General features: G+C 72.3%; 13 protein-coding genes. 6 read left to right on the top strand and 7 right to left on the bottom strand.

Translation table 11 applies throughout. The features are described 5' to 3' along the window. Window positions 1-13: 13 nt before the first annotated feature. The 7 genes from arfA to QA802_RS36465 form a co-directional block, all read right to left on the bottom strand. Entirely contained in the window at window positions 14-1,540 is a 1,527-nt protein-coding gene (gene arfA / locus QA802_RS36435; protein WP_334531991.1) for an arabinosylfuranosidase ArfA, read from the bottom strand. Between the two features lie 44 nt (window positions 1,541-1,584). Beyond that, window positions 1,585-2,652: a lactonase family protein gene (locus QA802_RS36440; protein WP_334531994.1), complete on the bottom strand. Its 1,068-nt coding sequence runs from the start codon at window positions 2,650-2,652 to the stop codon at window positions 1,585-1,587. 46 nt (window positions 2,653-2,698) lie between these two features. Continuing rightward, window positions 2,699-3,673, bottom strand: a complete 975-nt coding sequence (locus QA802_RS36445) for a sugar kinase (protein ID WP_334531996.1) — start codon at window positions 3,671-3,673, stop codon at window positions 2,699-2,701. Continuing rightward, the gene (locus tag QA802_RS36450; protein ID WP_334531998.1) at window positions 3,670-4,341 is read right to left on the bottom strand and encodes a bifunctional 4-hydroxy-2-oxoglutarate aldolase/2-dehydro-3-deoxy-phosphogluconate aldolase; all 672 of its coding nucleotides are present in this window, start codon (window positions 4,339-4,341) and stop codon (window positions 3,670-3,672) included. Before QA802_RS36450 ends, QA802_RS36445 begins: the two co-directional genes overlap by 4 nt. A gap of 100 nt (window positions 4,342-4,441) precedes the next feature. Then, complete coding sequence (locus QA802_RS36455) at window positions 4,442-5,263, bottom strand: carbohydrate ABC transporter permease (protein ID WP_319170675.1); 822 nt, start codon at window positions 5,261-5,263, stop codon at window positions 4,442-4,444. Next, a complete protein-coding gene (locus QA802_RS36460) occupies window positions 5,263-6,306 on the bottom strand; it encodes a carbohydrate ABC transporter permease (RefSeq protein ID WP_334532004.1) in 1,044 nt (347 codons plus the stop codon). The genes QA802_RS36455 and QA802_RS36460 overlap by 1 nt, the downstream gene beginning before the upstream one ends. Beyond that, the gene (locus QA802_RS36465; protein WP_334532008.1) at window positions 6,303-7,649 is read right to left on the bottom strand and encodes an extracellular solute-binding protein; all 1,347 of its coding nucleotides are present in this window, start codon (window positions 7,647-7,649) and stop codon (window positions 6,303-6,305) included. The genes QA802_RS36460 and QA802_RS36465 overlap by 4 nt, the downstream gene beginning before the upstream one ends. A 494-nt stretch (window positions 7,650-8,143) precedes the next feature. Here QA802_RS36465 and QA802_RS36470 point away from each other — a divergent pair, with 494 nt between their 5' ends. The 6 genes from QA802_RS36470 (at window position 8,144) to QA802_RS36495 (ending at window position 15,827) form a co-directional block, all read left to right on the top strand. Then, window positions 8,144-9,193 (top strand): LacI family DNA-binding transcriptional regulator, encoded by a 1,050-nt coding sequence (locus QA802_RS36470; RefSeq protein WP_334532011.1) that lies wholly within the window; start codon window positions 8,144-8,146, stop codon window positions 9,191-9,193. Further along, on the top strand, window positions 9,190-9,957 hold the full coding sequence (locus QA802_RS36475) for an SDR family NAD(P)-dependent oxidoreductase (protein ID WP_334532014.1): 768 nt from the start codon (window positions 9,190-9,192) through the stop codon (window positions 9,955-9,957). Before QA802_RS36470 ends, QA802_RS36475 begins: the two co-directional genes overlap by 4 nt. 404 nt (window positions 9,958-10,361) lie before the next feature. Further along, the gene (dgoD, locus tag QA802_RS36480; protein WP_319170680.1) at window positions 10,362-11,507 is read left to right on the top strand and encodes a galactonate dehydratase; all 1,146 of its coding nucleotides are present in this window, start codon (window positions 10,362-10,364) and stop codon (window positions 11,505-11,507) included. Window positions 11,508-11,734: 227 nt separating this feature from the next. Then, window positions 11,735-11,977, top strand: a complete 243-nt coding sequence (locus QA802_RS36485) for a hypothetical protein (protein WP_334532017.1) — start codon at window positions 11,735-11,737, stop codon at window positions 11,975-11,977. 626 nt (window positions 11,978-12,603) lie between these two features. Further along, a complete protein-coding gene (locus QA802_RS36490; protein WP_334532020.1) occupies window positions 12,604-15,297 on the top strand; it encodes an ATP-binding protein in 2,694 nt (897 codons plus the stop codon). Between the two features lie 95 nt (window positions 15,298-15,392). Then, window positions 15,393-15,827 (top strand): roadblock/LC7 domain-containing protein, encoded by a 435-nt coding sequence (locus QA802_RS36495; protein ID WP_319170682.1) that lies wholly within the window; start codon window positions 15,393-15,395, stop codon window positions 15,825-15,827. Window positions 15,828-15,829 lie beyond the last annotated feature (2 nt).

Below are 15,829 nucleotides of genomic sequence, written 5' to 3' on the forward strand. Positions count from 1 at the left end.
CTATGACTCCGAGTCAGTTCTGACGGTTCGTCAGGCGGATCATGTTCCAGGAGAGCGGCTCGAGTTCGGTGTGGAGGACGCCGCCGGTGAGGGTGGTGCCGGCGGCGGCGTGCGGGGTGACCCGGTCGGGCCGGTCCGCGGTGTTGACGGCCTCCGGGTCGCCGTCGGCCAGGGTCAGGTGCTCGACGACGGTGCGGGCGTCGGTGCCGCGCAGGTCGATCTCCAGCGGCAGGGCCGTGTCCTGGCCGCGGTTGACGGCGAACACGGTGATGTCGCCGGTCTCGTCGTCCAGCACGGCGGTGGCGTGCAGCAGCGGTACGTCACCGAAGCGGTCGGTGTGGTACGTCGGGCTGTCCACCTCGACGCGCAGCACCCGGCCGCGTCCGTGCGCCGACGCCTGGGCGAAGGGGTAGAACGTGGTCTGCCGCCAGGCCGCGCCGCCCGGTTCGGTCATGATCGGCGCGATGACGTTGACGAGCTGGGCGAGGGAGGCCGCGGTGACCCGGTCGGCGTGCCGCAGCAGGGCGATGAGCAGTGAGCCGAAGACCACGGCGTCGGTGACGGTGTAGACGTCCTCCAGCAGGCGCGGCGCCTGCTGCCACTCCTCCACGTGGTGCGGGTTGGGCCGCTTCTGGTACCAGACGTTCCACTCGTCGAAGGAGAGGTTGATGTGCTTCTTCGCCTTGAGGCGGGCCCGGACGTGGTCGCACGTGGCGACGACCGACTCGATGAAGTGCTCCATGTCCACGGCCGAGGCCAGGAAGGAGTCGCGGTCGCCGTCGACCTCCTCGTAGTAGGCGTGCAGGGAGACGTGGTCGACGAGGTCGTACGTGGCCTCCAGCACCGTCGCCTCCCAGGAGGCGAAGGTCGGCATGGAGGAACTGGAGCTGCCGCAGGCCACCAGCTCCAGGCCGGGGTCGACCTGCCGCATGGCGCGGGCGGTCTCGGCTGCGAGGCGGCCGTACTCCTCGGGCGTCTTGTGGCCGGTCTGCCAGGGGCCGTCCATCTCGTTGCCCAGGCACCACATCCGGATGCCGTACGGCTCCTTGCCGCCGTGGGCGACGCGGCGGTCGGACAGTTCGGTGCCGCCGGGGTGGTTGCAGTACTCCAGCAGCCGTACGGCGTCCTCGACGCCGCGGGTGCCGAGGTTGACGGCCATCATCGGCTCCATGCCGGTCTTCCCGCAGAAGTCCATGAACTCGCCGAGTCCGAACTCGTTGGTCTCGGTGGACTTCCAGGCCAGGTCCAGCCGGCTCGGCCGCTCCTCGCGCGGGCCCACGCTGTCCTCCCAGCGGTAGCCGGAGACGAAGTTGCCGCCGGGATAGCGGACGGTGCTGACGCCGAGCTCCCGGACCAGCGCCAGGACGTCCTGGCGCAGGCCGTCCGCGTCGGCGGTGGGGTGGCCGGGCTCGTAGATGCCGGTGTAGACGCAGCGTCCCATGTGCTCGACGAACGATCCGTACAGACGGGGGTTGACGCTGCCGACGGCGAAGGCCGGGTCGAGGGTGAACCGTGCGGGGGAGGTGCCGGGGTGGGACATGACTGCCTTTCGAGCAAGTGTTTCGAGCACGTGGGGGAGCGCGGTCAGAGCGCCAGTGCGCAGACCACCGAGGGGGACGAGACCGGGGGGTGGGGCTGGGTGAGGGTGCCGCCGTCCCCGACCCGCAGGGCGGCGAGGGTGCCGCTGTGCTGGTTGGCGACGAGGAGGTGGCCGGCCGCCAGGGTCAGACCGCGTGGCCAGGAACCGCCGGCGGGGACCTCGCCGACCGGTTCCAGGGCGGTGCCGGTGAGGCGGAACGCGGCGACCGTGTCCGCGCCGCGGTTGGTCACCCAGACGAAGTGTCCGCAGGGTGAGGCGACGATTCCGCCGGGCTGGTTGGTGACGTCCGGAGCCGCCGTGGCGGGTACGGAGGAGAGGGGCGTGAGGATGCCCGTGGCGGCGTCGTAGCGGTGGCAGGTGACGGTCGAGGACAACTCGTCCGCGCTGAACATCAGGTCACCGTAGGGGGAGAAGGCGAGGTGGCGGGGTCCGGAACCCGGGCTCGACGGGTTCACCGCGACCCGCTCCAGGATTCCGGTGCGGGTGTCGAGCCGGTAGGTGAACACCGCGTCCGCACCGAGGTCGGTGGCCAGCACGAAACGGCCTGCCGGGTCGAGAAGGACCTGATGGGCGTGGCTGCCCTCCTGCCGCCCGGTGACCGGTCCCGACCCCTGGTGGACGACCAGGTCGGTCGCCTCCAGCAGGCGTCCGTCCGGGCCGAGCCGGTGCACCGCCACGGTGCCCGGCGCGGTGTCGCTGCCGTAGTTCGCGGTCAGCAGCCACCCGCCGTCCGGGTGGACGGTGAGGTGGCACGGGTTCGCCCCGCCGCTGCTCACCGGGTCGCCCAGCGGGGACAGGGCGCCGTCGCGGGAGACGGCGCTGACGGTGCCCGACTCGCCCTCGTTCGTGCTGTAGACGACGTCGAGCGACGGGTGAGCCGCCAGGAAGGAGGCTCCGCTGACGGGCAGCGGCTTCACCTCGTCGTCGTACGTCAGCCGGCCGGTGCCGGGGTCGAGGTGCAGGGCGGCGACGCCGGGGCCTTCGCCGCCGGAGTCCGGAGTGTAGGAGCCGGTGAGGACGGGCATCGCGTCGGTGGAGGGGCTTGAGAGCATGGGTGGTCCCGAAAGTGCTGGTGCGGTGGCGTACGGGGAGGAGGTGTCAGCGGACGATGTCGTCGTGGTGGTCGAGCAGGCCCAGTTCGGAGCGGCGGGGCAGGCCCTCCCAGTCCCCGGCGGTGCTCACCGCGAAGGCGCCGAGCAGGGCGGCGGTGTGCAGCCGCCGCTCCGGGGCCTCGTCCGCGAGGAGTTCGGCGAGGTACCCGGCGGCGAAGGCGTCTCCCGCGCCCACCGAGTCGTGGACGCGGACCGGAACCGCGGGTTGCCGGTAGGACTGTCCGTCGAGGAGTGCGTACGCCCCTTCGGCGCCGAGCTTGATCACGGCGCCGGCGGGTCCGAGGGCGCAGATGCCCTTGGCGAGTTCCTCCGGCCCCTCGGTGCCGGGCACGACCAGGGCGGCCTCGTGCGGTCCGGCGAAAACCAGGTCGCTCCTGCGCAGCAGGGGCAGCAGGGTGCGCCGGGCTTCGTCCTCGCTCCACAGCAGGGACCGGTAGTTGATGTCCAGGGAGACGGTCACCCCGGCGGCGGCGGCGATGTCCACGGCATGGGTCACGGCCGCGGCCGGTCCCTCTCCGAGCGCCGGGGTGATGCCCGTGATGTGGAGGATCGCCGCCCCCGCGACGAGGTGCTCGGGGATGTCGTCGGCGGTCAGCCGGGCCCCTGCTGTGTGGGTGCGGTAGTAGCGCGTACGGCTGTGGGTGGTGGTGCGATGTTCCTTCAGCAGGAGGGAGGTGGGGGCGGGGTCGCGCACGACGACGGTGGTGACGCCTTCGGCCCGCAGTTCCCGCAGGACGAGGTCGCCGAGTTCGTCGTCGCCCACCCGGCCTATCCAGGTGGCGGATCCGCCGAGGCGGCTGACGCCTATGGCGACGTTCGACTCGGCGCCGGCGATCCCGAGGCGCAGGGTCGTGCCGAGCGTGAACGGGCCGGGGCCCCGGGCGCCCATGACGGCGAGGACGTCGCCGACGGTCACGAGGTAGGACTCGGGCTCGGAGTCAGGGGGTGCAGTCGTGCTCACGCGGTCGCCTCCCCGGCCCGTACGGTGATCCCGACCGCGTCCAGCAGTGCGCGCGCCCTCGCGGTGAGGGCGTCCAGCGCCCCCGGAGCCGGGTCGCGGTCCGCCCCGCGCAGCAGCGGGGAGCCGATGCCGACGGCGCAGGCGCCCGCGTCCAGGTAGTCCCGCGCCTCGTCGATGCCGACGCCGCCGACGGCGACGAGCGGGATGTCGGGGAGGGGTGCCCGCAGCTGGCGCAGATGTCCGATCCCGCCCGTGCTCGCGGGGAAGAGTTTCACGGCGGCGGCGCCCGCCTGCCATGCCTGGGACACCTCGGTCGGCGTCCAGGCGCCCGGGTAGCAAGGGATGCCGCGGTCCGCCGCGTGCCGGACGACGGCGGTGTCCACGACGGGGGCGACCAGGAAGTCCGCTCCCGCCGACAGCGCGTCCCTGGCCTGCGCGCCGGTGATCACGGTGCCGGCGCCGATCGCGACGCCGGGGCCGAGTTCGGCCCGGATACGGGCCACCGCGTCGAGCGCTCCGGCGGTGGTGAGGGTGACCTCCAGGCAGGTGACGCCGCCGGCCGCGAGCGCCCGGGCCACGGCGGGCAGCCCGGAGGCGTCGGCCGACCTGAGGATGGCCATGACCCCGGTCCGCCCGAGCTGCGGGGTGAGGGCGGGACGCTCGGTCATGCCCCCACCGCCGCAGGTGCCATGGCGTTTGCCTGGGTGTCGGTCATTGCGAGGTTTCCTTTGCGGCGAGGTGCGTTGGTGAACACGAGTCAGGCGTGGGTCACTTGAGGCCGGAGGTGGCGACGCCGGCGACGAAGCCCCGCTGCACGATCAGGAACAGCGCCAGCACCGGGACGACGTACATCACCGCGCCCGCGGCGACCAGGTTCCCCAGCGGTGAGCCGTGCGCGTTGACGTAGCCGTAGGCGAGCTTGACCGCGAGGGTGGTGTGGGCGTCGTCCAGCAACAGGGCGGGCGCGATGTAGTCGCCCCAGGTCCAGCTGAAGGACAGGATCAGGCTGGTGGCGATGACCGGCCAGGACTGGGGCAGGAAGATGCGCCAGAAGATGCGGATCTGCCCGCAGCCGTCGATGATCGCGGCCTCCTCCAGCTCCTTGGGCATGTTCGAGAAGAACTGCCGGAACAGGAAGATCAGGTACGGGGCGCCGCACAGGCCCCACAGCACCCACGGCACGTAGGTGTTGGTGAGGTGCAGCTTGGCGAAGAGCAGATAGGTCGGGATGAGGGTGAGGATCTGCGGCAGCATCATCGTCGACAGCAGAACGTTGAAGACGAGCTTCTTGCCGGGCGCGTGGAGACGGGCGAATCCGTAGCCCGCCCACGCCGAGGCCAGAGTGACCAGTACCGCGTACACGGTGGCGATCGTCAGGGAGTTGCGGGCGTAGCCGAAGTAGTCGATATGGGTCAGCGCGTCACGGAAGTTGCTCAGGTTGGGGTGGTGCGGCCACCAGTGGACGGGCAGGGCGCGCAACTCGTCGGGGGCTTTCAGAGCGGTGTCCAGCAGCCAGGCGAACGGGCCCAGGAAGAGGACGAGGGCGCCGACCAGCAGCATGTAGACGGCACTTCTGCGGCGGAACACCATCACTTGCCTCCGAGCGTGCGTGGCCGGGACTGCTTGTCCGGCTCCGGGTCCACGGCGTAGAAGACCGCGCCCTTGCTGAGTTTGAAGACCAGGAAGGTGATGGCGACGATGATCAGGAACAGCACCCATAGCATCGCGGAGGCGTATCCGTAGCGGCCGTTGGCGAAGTACTGGGCGAACACGTGGATCATGAACAGGTAGTTGCCCTCGGGGACGGCCGTGACGCCCCTGGGGGTGGGGTCGAGGGAGATCAGCAGCGGCAGGAAGCTCTGCACGGCGGCGATGATGCCGGTGATGACCTGGAAGAACAGCACCGGGGAGAGGAGGGGAAGGGTGATCCGGCTGAAGGACTGCCAGGTGTTCGCCCCGTCGATGCGGGCGGCCTCGTACAGCTCTTTGGGGACGTCCTGCAGCCCCGCGAGTGAGACGATCATGGCGTTGCCGGCGCCCCACAGGGTGAGGGTGACCAGGACCCAGCGGGCGTAGGGGTCCATCAGCCAGCTGATGCCGTCGAGGTTCAGGGCGTCCAGGGCGCCGTTGGCCGCGCCCGAGTCCCGGTCGAAGATCAGCTTGAAGGTGAGGGCGGCGCCGACCGGCGGGACGACGGCGGGCAGGTACAGCAGGGTGCGGAACACTCCGCGAGCCCGGATCGGCTGGTTGACCAGGATGGCGAGCAGCAGCCCCGCGGCGAGCGTCAGCGGCACGGTGATCGCCGTGAAGATGCCCGTGCGGGCCAGGGAGGACATCGTCTCCGGGTCGGTGAAGACCTCCCGGTAGTTGTCCAGGCCGACGAAACGGGAGTTGTCCGACAGGCCGTCGGCGTTGGTCAGGCTCAGCCACAGCGCATAGCCGAGCGGAAAGGCCGTCAGGGCCAGGAAGCCCAGCACCCACGGGCCTGCGAACACGTAGAAGGACAAGGCCCGGCGGCTGGACAGCGAGCGGCGTCCGCGGGCGCTGTGCGCGCCGGTGCGGGGCCCGGGCCGGGCGGCTGCCTCCCCGGAGGGAGACGGCGCGCCCGGCGCGGTGATCTGTCCGGTGCTCACCCCACGAGCTCCTTGCCCTGGGCGAGCTGCTCGTTCATCCGGGAGTTGAGCGTGTCGGCGACCTTGCCGGCGGGCGTCCCGGACTTCACGGCGCCCGGCAGGACCTTGGTCAGCACGCCCTCCAGGGCGGCCTGCTGGGCGTACGGGGTGAAGCTGAGCACCGAGAAGTGCGGCAGCTCCTGTTCCTGCACCTGGAACGCCTGCTTCTGGAAGGCGTTGGTCTGCGGCATCTTCGAGCGCAGCGACGTCAGCGAGGGAATGCCCCAGCCGCTCGCCGCGCGGTCCTGGGCGGGCTTGCCGCCGAAGTACCACTCGAAGAACTTCCAGGACGCGTCCTTGTTCTTGGCGTCCCTCGGGATCCAGAAGCCGGTGGCGCCGAAGCAGGAGCTGACGCGGTTGCCGCCGAACTGCGGGGCGGGCGCGAAGCGGGAGGCTGCCGCGAGTTTGGGGTCACCGCCGATGAGGCCGCCGAACCAGTAGCCGTTGCAGCTCATCGCCATGCGGTTGGCCTGGTAGGTGGGGCCGTCCCAGCCGTCCGGGTTGGGGTTGGTGACGCTCGGGCCTATGTCGGCCTTCGCGTAGTCCAGATACCACTGCAGCGCCTTGAGCGCTTCGGGGGAGGAGAAGTCCACCGTGGCCAGGTCCTCGGCGAACAGGCTGCCGCCGGCCGACGCGGTCATGCCCATGAGCTGCGGGAAGACGCCCATGCCGGTGGCGTTGAGTCCGTAGACCTTCACCTTGCCCAGGCGGCGCTTGACCAGCTTCTTGCCCAGGTCCAGCCACTCGTCGTAGGAGATCGGCTCGGTCGCGCTCGGCACGTCCAGTTTCGCGGCCTCGAACAGATCGGTGCGGTACCAGAACATGGAGTCCTGGGAGTAGTCCTTGGCCATGCCGTAGCGCGGTCCGGCGCCCTGCTTCTTGCCGTCGTAGCGCCACACGTCGTTGACCGGGTCGAGGTCGGAGACCTTCAGCGCCGAGCTCTTGGCGAAGTACGGGTCGAGGTCCGTCATCAGGCCGCGGGCGGCGAAATACGGGGTCTCGGTCGCGCCGAAGCCGCGGACCACGTCCGGCGGGTTCTTGGCGGCCAGCATGGCGTTGAGCTTGGTGGGGTCCCAGATGATGACGTTGATGTTCATCCCCAGCGCCTCTTCGGCAGCCTTGAGGGCGTTCTTGTCCCACTCGTTCTGCACCGTCATCACGGTGAGCGTCGTCTTACCGCTCCCGGACCCGCTCGCGGTGTTGCCGACGGAGCCGGCGCAGGCGGACAGTGCGGACGCGCCGAGCGCGGCACCGGCGGAGACGGCGAGGAAGCGCCGCCTGTCGAGCGATGGCGTCTTTGACATGGGCATGCTGATAAGCCTTTCGTGCGGCGTACGCGAATGCGGGACGTACGGCGGCTGCGACGTGCGAGGGGCGTGGCGGCATGGAGGTGCCGAGGGGGGCGAACGGCGGGGCGGGCGGCCGGTGGAACGCCGGCGCGCTCGGCGGTGGTGCGAGATGCCCCGGACCGAGCGCATCCGTCTGCGTGGACGGGTGGGCGGACCGGAGTGGCGGGGACCGCGGGTGCGACGGTGGTCGCGTTCGCGGTGAGCCCGGGGGCGGGGCGGCTCCTCGGCCCAGTTGACTGAAGGTCAGTTGTGGCCGACATCTTGCGTTTCCGATATAACCGATTTATTAGGCTCTGCTCAGACTTATCTCTTATTTCGGTCTGAGGAAACCGGTTGACTGAAACTTTCGCGAACGTTAGGTTGCGTCAGCAGAAGGTGTCAAGAGGCTAGAACGCGTCATCCCGGCCGCAGCAGGCGGACCGGGCAACGCCCACCGGGGAGGGGAGCACGTGTCGGAACAGCCCGTCCGGGCCAAGCTCGTGGATGTGGCCCATGCGGCCGGAGTCTCCAAGGCCACCGTGTCCAAGGTGCTCAATGGCCGGCCGGACCTGTCCGTCCGGCCGGAGACGCGCCGGCGCGTCCATGAGGCCGCCGAGGCACTCGGCTACCGGCCGCACTCCGGTGCACGGGCCCTGGCCGGCGCCAGCACCCACGCACTGGCCCTGCTGGTCCCCGCCCTCGCGAACCCCACCTACGTCACCATCGCCCGCGGCGCCTACCAGCGGGCCCGCGAACGGGGCTATCTCTCCCTGCTGGCCGAGGACTTCGACGGGCAGGAAGCCGACGAGTCGTTCCACGACCTGGTGCAGGAGGGCAGGGTCGACGGGCTGCTCATCGCCTCGGCCCGCCCCGGCCATCCCCTGCTGGACGCGCTGAGCCGCAGCGCGGTCCCGCACGTCTTCCTCAACCGCTCGGTCGAGGGCTCCGGCCGCAACATCACCATGGACGTCGCCCGCTCCAGCGTGACCGCGCTCGACCACCTGCACGGCCTCGGCCATCGAGCGGTCGGCCACATCGCGGGCCCGCCCGGGATCACGCCCAGCGAGGTCCGCAAGGAGGCGTTCCTGCGCCACGCCGACGCACTGGGACTGGACGCGGCTCCGGTCGCCTCCGGGGACTTCACCGAGGACGGCGGAGGATCCGCCGCACGGGAGCTGTTGCGCCCGCCCGCCGATGGTGCGCGCCCCCCGGTCACCGCCCTCTACACCAGCTCACTCGCCCAGGCGATAGGCGCCATGGCCGCGATCAGGGACCTCGGCCTCAGGATCCCGGAGGACGTCTCCGTGGTCGGCAACGACGACCTGCCCGTGGCCGCGCACCTCCATCCCCCGCTGACCACCGTCGCGATGCCCCTGCACGACCTGGGAACCGCCGCAGTGGACGCCCTGGTGGCCACCATCGAGGGCGCGCCGGTGGGCGACGTCGTCGTACCGACCGAGCCACGGCTGGTGCTGCGCGGCTCCACGGCCAGACCAGCACGACCAGGAGAAACGCCATGACCGTCGCCGCCGCACCGGCACGTTTCACCGGCCGTACGGCCCTGCTCACCGCGGCCGCCTCCGGCATCGGGGCGGCCACCGCCCGCCGGCTGGCGGCGGAGGGAGCGTCCGTCCTGGTCACCGACGTGGATGCGGAGGGCGCCCATCGTGTGGCCGAGGAGATCCGCGCCGGGGGCGGGCGGGCGCGGGACCGTCCCCTCGACGCCACCTCGCCGACGGAGTGGGCCGCGGCCGTCGCCGACGCCGGGTCCTGGACCGGACGTCTCGACGTGCTCCACCTCAACGCCGGGCGCAACCTGCCCGGAGCGGCACACGAACTCGACGACGCCGCCTGGCACGACCAACTGCGGCTCTCCCTCGACTCGGTGTTCTACGGCGTCCGTGCCGCGGTGCCCCTGCTGAGGACGGCCAGGGGCACGGTGGTGATCACCTCGTCCGTGCACGCGGCCCTCGGCTTCAAGGGCTATCCCGCGTACGCGGCGGCCAAGGGCGGGATCGACGCCCTCGTACGCCAGTTGGCCGTCGAGTACGGCGGACAGATCAGGTTCAACGCCGTCCTGCCCGGAGCCGTGGTCACCGCCCTGTGGGCCGGGGTCCCCCACGAGTACAAGGCGAAGACCGCCGCGCGCACCCCTGTCGGCCGGCTCGGCGCCCCCGAGGACATCGCCGCCGCCGTGGCCTTCCTCGCCTCCGACGACGCCTCCTTCGTCACCGGCCAGAACCTGCTCGTGGACGGTGGCCGCAGCATCAGCTCCCAGGAGTAGGCCGCCGCGCCCTGGCCCTTCAGGGCCGGCAACACGCTGCCACGCTCCGGCCGTTCCGCGCGACCGACCGACAGACAGAGCCGCCCGACGATCGCACGCCCGGCCAGCGCCGGGCACGCCCCGACCGCCGAAGCCCGGCGTGGCACCCCGGCTCACCCCCGCCGGGCACGCCCCGACCGCCGAACGTCGGCGCCGCACGCCGGCTCACCTCCGCCGCTCACCCCCGGCGCCGCACCCCCGCCGCCCGGCCTGCGCAGCAGCCCCTTCGCGTGTCTGACCCTCTGCCTCCCCGCCCGAGCGGGCGCTTGCCCGTGCTCGCTCCCACCATGACCGCCCCACCCTCCATCCCCACATACCGGCCCCCGCCCCGCCGTGGCCCAGCACAGAACCCGGAGACCCACCCCATGAAGATCACTGGATACGAACTCTTCCTCGTCGAACCGCGCTGGCTCTTCCTTCGCGTCGACACCGACGAGGGCATCTCCGGGTGGGGCGAACCCATCGTCGAGGGCAAGGCCCACACCGTCGCCCGCTGCGTCGAGGAGATGTTCGACTACCTGGTCGGCCAGGACCCGGCGCGGATCGAGGAGCACTGGCAGGTACTCGCAAAGAGCGGCTTCTACCGCGGCGGCGTCGTCCTGAACAGTGCCCTGTCCGGCATCGACCAGGCCCTGTGGGACATCGCGGGCAAGACGCACGGTGTCCCCGTCCACCAGCTGCTCGGCGGCCACGTGCGTGACCGGGTGCGCGTCTACGGCTGGGTCGGTGGCGAAACCCCCGAAGAACTGGCCGAGTCCGCGGCCGCGCAGGTCGCCAAGGGCATGACGGCGGTCAAGCTGAACCCCTGCGGACAGCTGGAGCCTCTCGCCACGCCCGCCGCGATCAACGCCATCGTGGACGGGGTGAGTGCGGTCCGCGAGGCGATCGGACCGGAACGCGACCTGGCGCTGGACTTCCACGGCCGCTTCAGCGGGGCGATGTCGCGCCGTGTACTTCCGCTCCTGGAGCCGCTGCTGCCGCTCTTTGTCGAGGAGCCCGTGCTGCCGGAGTTCTCCAGGGACCTCGGCGCCGTGGTGCGCTCCACCTCCATCCCCATCGCCACCGGTGAACGGCTCTACTCACGCTGGGACTTCCGCTCGGTGCTCTCCGACGGCATCGCGGTGGCCCAGCCGGACATCAGCCACGCCGGGGGCATTTCCGAGAGCCGCCGGATCGCCGCGATGGCCGAGGCGTACGACGTCATGGTGGCCCCGCACTGCCCGCTCGGTCCGATCGCCCTCGCGGCCAGCCTGCAACTCGACTTCGCGATCCCCAACTTCCTCATCCAGGAACAGGCACTGGGCATCGGCTACGGCGACAGCGGCGGACTGCTGGACTACCTCGCCGACACGACGCCCTTCACGTTCCATGACGGCTACGTCGACCGTCCGACCGCGCCCGGTCTCGGCATCACGATTGATGAGAACGCGGTCCGCGCCGCCGCCGAACGCGGCCACCGCTGGCGCAACCCGGTCTGGCGCAACACGGACGGATCACTGGCCGCCTGGTAGTCCCTGGCAGCCCCAGAAGCAGGTACCCCATCACGGCAGCCTGGGTCGCCTCCCCTGAGTCGCGCGAGTGTGAAGGCGTCGTCCCGCGGCCGTCCGAAAGAAGGAAGCGGTGCCCACCGTCGTGCAACTGTGGGCCGGGAAGGCGTGGACCGTCCGCGGGGCGGCCGACGCCTTCCTCGGCTCGCTCCGGTCCCGGCGACCTCCGCGCCGTAGCCGCGGCGGACCACATGCGCGCCCGCGTCCTGGACGCGCACTGCGCGGCGATCGGCCGCTACCCCGCCGAGATCACCCGCTCCGCCTTCCTGCACGTCGTAGGCCATGTCAGCGATCATCTCGGGCACTCGGGGAGTCTCGCGAGCCCGAGGCCGGCGGATCGACAGCCCACGTCCTTCCCGCCCGTCCTGGAGGCCGCCCTGGTGTACCTGTCGATCGACGGGATGCCGGGAAACGACCTCTGGTCGATCGCGTGATGATGCCGATTCACTGGGACACCTTCAATCTCACCACGCACGCCTGGGCCGAGCCGGGGGAGGGCACGCCGGCCGGGCGCGCGCACCGGCGCCGCGGCTGCGCGGGTCGCCCTGCGCCGGCCCGGGGAGTCCTTCGAGCTCACCGGCGAGGCCGTTCCGGAAGAGCCGTGGTGGCGTGGTGCGCCGTCGCCCCACAGGGGAACGGCGGCCGCTGGACGACCCGGCACCCAAGGCCAATGCCGATACTCAAAGTGATGTTCAGGCCGGTGTCGCCGGGGGCGGCGAGGCGCCGGGGGTGGTTCCGGCGGGCCGGCCGGAGTGCGGTGACGTTCGACCGTGCGGGGTCAGGGGCGAATTACCCCCTCGGCCCGCACGGTCGTTTTGGTACCGCCTCCGACCAGGTCTGATCGAATTTCTTCCATGCTGTTTCGTGGGAGGCGCAGGCTTATCGGTCTGTCGTACGAAGCCTCATACCAGAGCGGGACGCTCCCTGGAGGACTTTGTCAACTGCCCACCGCACATGATGGCTTGCCGACTACTGTGAGTGGCCGTCGGGCGACACCGGGCCGCATTCCCGGTCTCTCCCGACCGACGACCCGGCTCGACGGACCAGTACGAGGACACCGATGTCTCACCTCCGCGCACCCGCCGCACGAGCAGACCGCCGTGAGGGCGGGCGGCACGGGCGGCCCGTCCCCCGCATCGCACCGGCGTCGGCCGAGACACAGATACGGCCCCAGTTGGTACGGCTCGCCGTGCTCCCCCCGACCGCGGTGGCCCTGAGCGCCTGCGCGGTCGTCCTGTTCACGGTGCGCTCCAGCGGCCTGCGTCCCGGCCCGACCCTGTGGGCGGTCCTGGTCGGCGCCGCCGCGGTGACCGGTGTCGGCATCGTGATCGCCGCGGTGGCCGCCGACCGCGCGGCCCGCTCCGTCAGCGACCGCCTCGCCGCCCTGCGCCGCAGCAGCGCACGCGGCGAGGCCGACCTGCGCGCCGTCATCGAGGCGCTGCGCCGCGGCGAGGTCCCCCCGCAGCGCACGTCGCGAAGCGGACCGCCGGCCGGCGCGGACGACTTCGAACTGCTCGCGGCCGACCTGGCGCACGCCCACGACGGGGCCGTCACCGCCGTCGTGCAGGCCGCACAGCTGTCGAGCCAGGCGGGCAGCGAACAGAAGCTGGAGGTGTTCGTCAACCTCGCGCGGCGTCTGCAATCCCTGGTGCACCGCGAGATCTCGATCCTCGACGAGCTGGAGAACGAGATCGAGGACCCCGATCTGCTCAAGGGCCTCTTCCACGTCGACCACCTCGCCACCCGCATCCGCCGGCACGCCGAGAACCTCGCCGTCCTCGGCGGTGCCGTGTCGCGCCGGCAGTGGAGCAACCCGGTCCCCATGACCGAGGTGCTGCGCTCCGCCATCGCCGAGGTCGAGCAGTACGCCCGTGTGAAACTCGTCCCGCCCGTCGACGGCGAACTGCGAGGTCACGCCGTCGCCGACGTCATCCACCTGCTCGCCGAACTCGTCGAGAACGCCACGGTGTTCTCCGCGCCGCACACCCAGGTGCTGCTGCGGGCCAACCTCGTCACCTCCGGGCTGGCCGTCGAGGTCGAGGACCGCGGGCTCGGCCTGCCGGTCGAGGAACAGAGCAGGATGAACGCCCTGCTCGCCGACCCCGACCAGGTCAACGTCGGCCGGCTGCTGGCCGACGGGCGCATCGGCCTGTTCGTCGTCTCCCAGCTGGCCCGGCGGCACGGCATCCGGGTCCGTCTGCAGAGCAACATCTACGGCGGCGTCCAGGCCGTCCTGGTCGTGCCGCAGGCCCTGCTCGGCTCCGCGCCGGGCGTCCTCGCGGCGTCGTCGCCGGGCCCGGACACCGACGGCGCGGGACGGCCGCTCGCTCCCGCCACGGCTCCTGCCATGACCCCTGCGGCGACGCCGCGCACGACGGCCCCGGCCCGGCCGCCGCTGCCCGCGGCCCCCTCGGCCCGGCCCGGCCGCCCCGGACCGCGGCGGCTCGCCGCCGGCGCCGACCGGACGCCGACGCGGGACACCAGTGGCGCGGACCACTCGTTCGGCTCCGCTCCGACCGCCGCCCCCGCCACTGCTCCAGCCGCCGCCGTCTCCGTGCACGCCTCCGCCCCGGCGCCGGTGCACGCCGCGGCAACAGCGCACACGCGAACCGAGCCCTCGGCGACGCAGGCCCCCTCGCAGACGCAGGACACCGCGTCCGTCGGCTCGTCGGGCGGCGGCCTGCCGGGGGAAGCCCGGCTCCCGTCCCGCACGGGACGGCCGCCGGGGCCGACGGCGTCGTCGCCGGCGCGGCACACACCCGAGGCCGGGGCGCTGGTGGGGCTTCCGTCGCTGTCGCCGTCTCCGCAGGGCGCCTCCGCGACCGGCCCCGCCGCGCACGCCTCGCAGCGGCCCGGGACCGGCGCCCCGCGCGACGACGGGCCCGCGCCGCTCCCGGTCCGCGGCGCCCGAGCGGCGCGGCCCAACCCGGCCGAGGCCGTGCCCGGCATCCGCAGCGGCGACCGGCCCGTCGTCGAACAGCACGAGGGCATCGCGCCCACCCCGCGCGTCGGCACGGTGCGCGGCACCATGGGCAAGCCCCACCTGCCCCGCCGCCGCGCCCAGGAGCACATCGTCCCCCAACTGCGCGGCGGCCCCGCCCCCCGCCCGGACATCGAACCGTCCGCCGGCCACGACCCCGGTCTCATGGCCGCCTTCCAACGGGGCGTCGGCCTCGCCGAGGCCCAGCAGAGCCTGGAGGCGGACGCCCCGGAGCCGTCGTCCGCGAAGCCCGCCACCCGCCCCGAGCCGTACGGGTCTCAGCCTGGCGTCCGTCCTGAGCCGTACCGAGCGGAGTCGGCGGTACGCCCGAAGTCGCGTGGCTCGGAGTCGACGGCGCGCCCCGAGCCGTACGGGCCGGAGCCTGCCGTCCGGCCCGAGCCGCACAGGTCGGAGTCGGCTGTTCAGCCCGAGTCGTACAGGTCGACGTCGGTCGTCCGGCCCGAGCCGTACCCCACCGCGCAGCCCTGGGACACGGGCTCGCTCCTGTCGGCGCAGGGCCGCGGCGAGCGTGCGGGCGACTCCGGTCACGGCGGCGACGCGACGGACGGCGCCGCGTGGGGCGTCCCGCTCCCGCTCCTGCCGCCCGCGCCGTCCCCCGGCGACGCACGGTCGGCGCACCGGCCCGGGATAGCCGAGGCGCGCCCCGCGCACGCCGCCGCGCCCCCCGAGGCGTACGGCGCGCGGGGCGGGCTGGACCTGCCCGACCCCGACCGATCCACCGCCCGGCACGACGGGAGCGCACCAGCCGGATGAGCCCTGCGAGCACCCCCACCCCCACCCCCACCCGAACTCCCATCCCCACCCCCAGCGCTCCCGCAGACCTTCGTACCCCAAGGAGTCGATCCACCATGGCGAGCGATGCGCCGACCGGCCATGTATCCGACCTCGACTGGCTGATGAGCGGCCTCGTGCAGCGCGTGCCGCACACCATGAGCGCGGTACTGCTCTCCTGCGACGGACTGGTGAAGTCGGTCCACGGCCTGGACGCCGACAGCGCCGACCACATGGCGGCGCTGGCGTCCGGCCTGTACTCCCTCGGCCGCAGTGCCGGCATCCGGTTCGCCGACGGCGGCGACGTGCGGCAGGTCGTCGTCGAACTCGACTCGACGCTGCTGTTCGTCACCACCGCCGGCTCCGGCACCTGCCTAGCGGTGCTCGCCGGGCGGGAGGCCGACGCCGCCGTGCTCGGCTACGAGATGGCGATGCTGGTGAAGAGCGTCCGGCCGTACCTGATGACCGCGCCCCGGCAGCACGCCGTCGAACCGTCGGTGATGGGACCTTGAGG

It is taken from the genome of Streptomyces sp. B21-105 (assembly GCF_036898465.1).
GTDB lineage: Bacteria > Actinomycetota > Actinomycetes > Streptomycetales > Streptomycetaceae > Streptomyces.

Coding starts and splice junctions, on each gene's coding strand:
- QA802_RS36475 (WP_334532014.1), top strand. CDS start 9,190: ATGACCGTCGCCGCCGCACCGGCACGTTTCACCGGCCGTACGGCCCTG.
- dgoD (WP_319170680.1), top strand. CDS start 10,362: ATGAAGATCACTGGATACGAACTCTTCCTCGTCGAACCGCGCTGGCTC.
- QA802_RS36440 (WP_334531994.1), bottom strand. CDS start 2,652: ATGCTCTCAAGCCCCTCCACCGACGCGATGCCCGTCCTCACCGGCTCC.
- QA802_RS36465 (WP_334532008.1), bottom strand. CDS start 7,649: ATGTCAAAGACGCCATCGCTCGACAGGCGGCGCTTCCTCGCCGTCTCC.
- QA802_RS36490 (WP_334532020.1), top strand. CDS start 12,604: ATGTCTCACCTCCGCGCACCCGCCGCACGAGCAGACCGCCGTGAGGGC.
- QA802_RS36485 (WP_334532017.1), top strand. CDS start 11,735: ATGCGCGCCCGCGTCCTGGACGCGCACTGCGCGGCGATCGGCCGCTAC.
- QA802_RS36450 (WP_334531998.1), bottom strand. CDS start 4,341: ATGACCGAGCGTCCCGCCCTCACCCCGCAGCTCGGGCGGACCGGGGTC.
- arfA (WP_334531991.1), bottom strand. CDS start 1,540: ATGTCCCACCCCGGCACCTCCCCCGCACGGTTCACCCTCGACCCGGCC.
- QA802_RS36495 (WP_319170682.1), top strand. CDS start 15,393: ATGGCGAGCGATGCGCCGACCGGCCATGTATCCGACCTCGACTGGCTG.
- QA802_RS36455 (WP_319170675.1), bottom strand. CDS start 5,263: ATGGTGTTCCGCCGCAGAAGTGCCGTCTACATGCTGCTGGTCGGCGCC.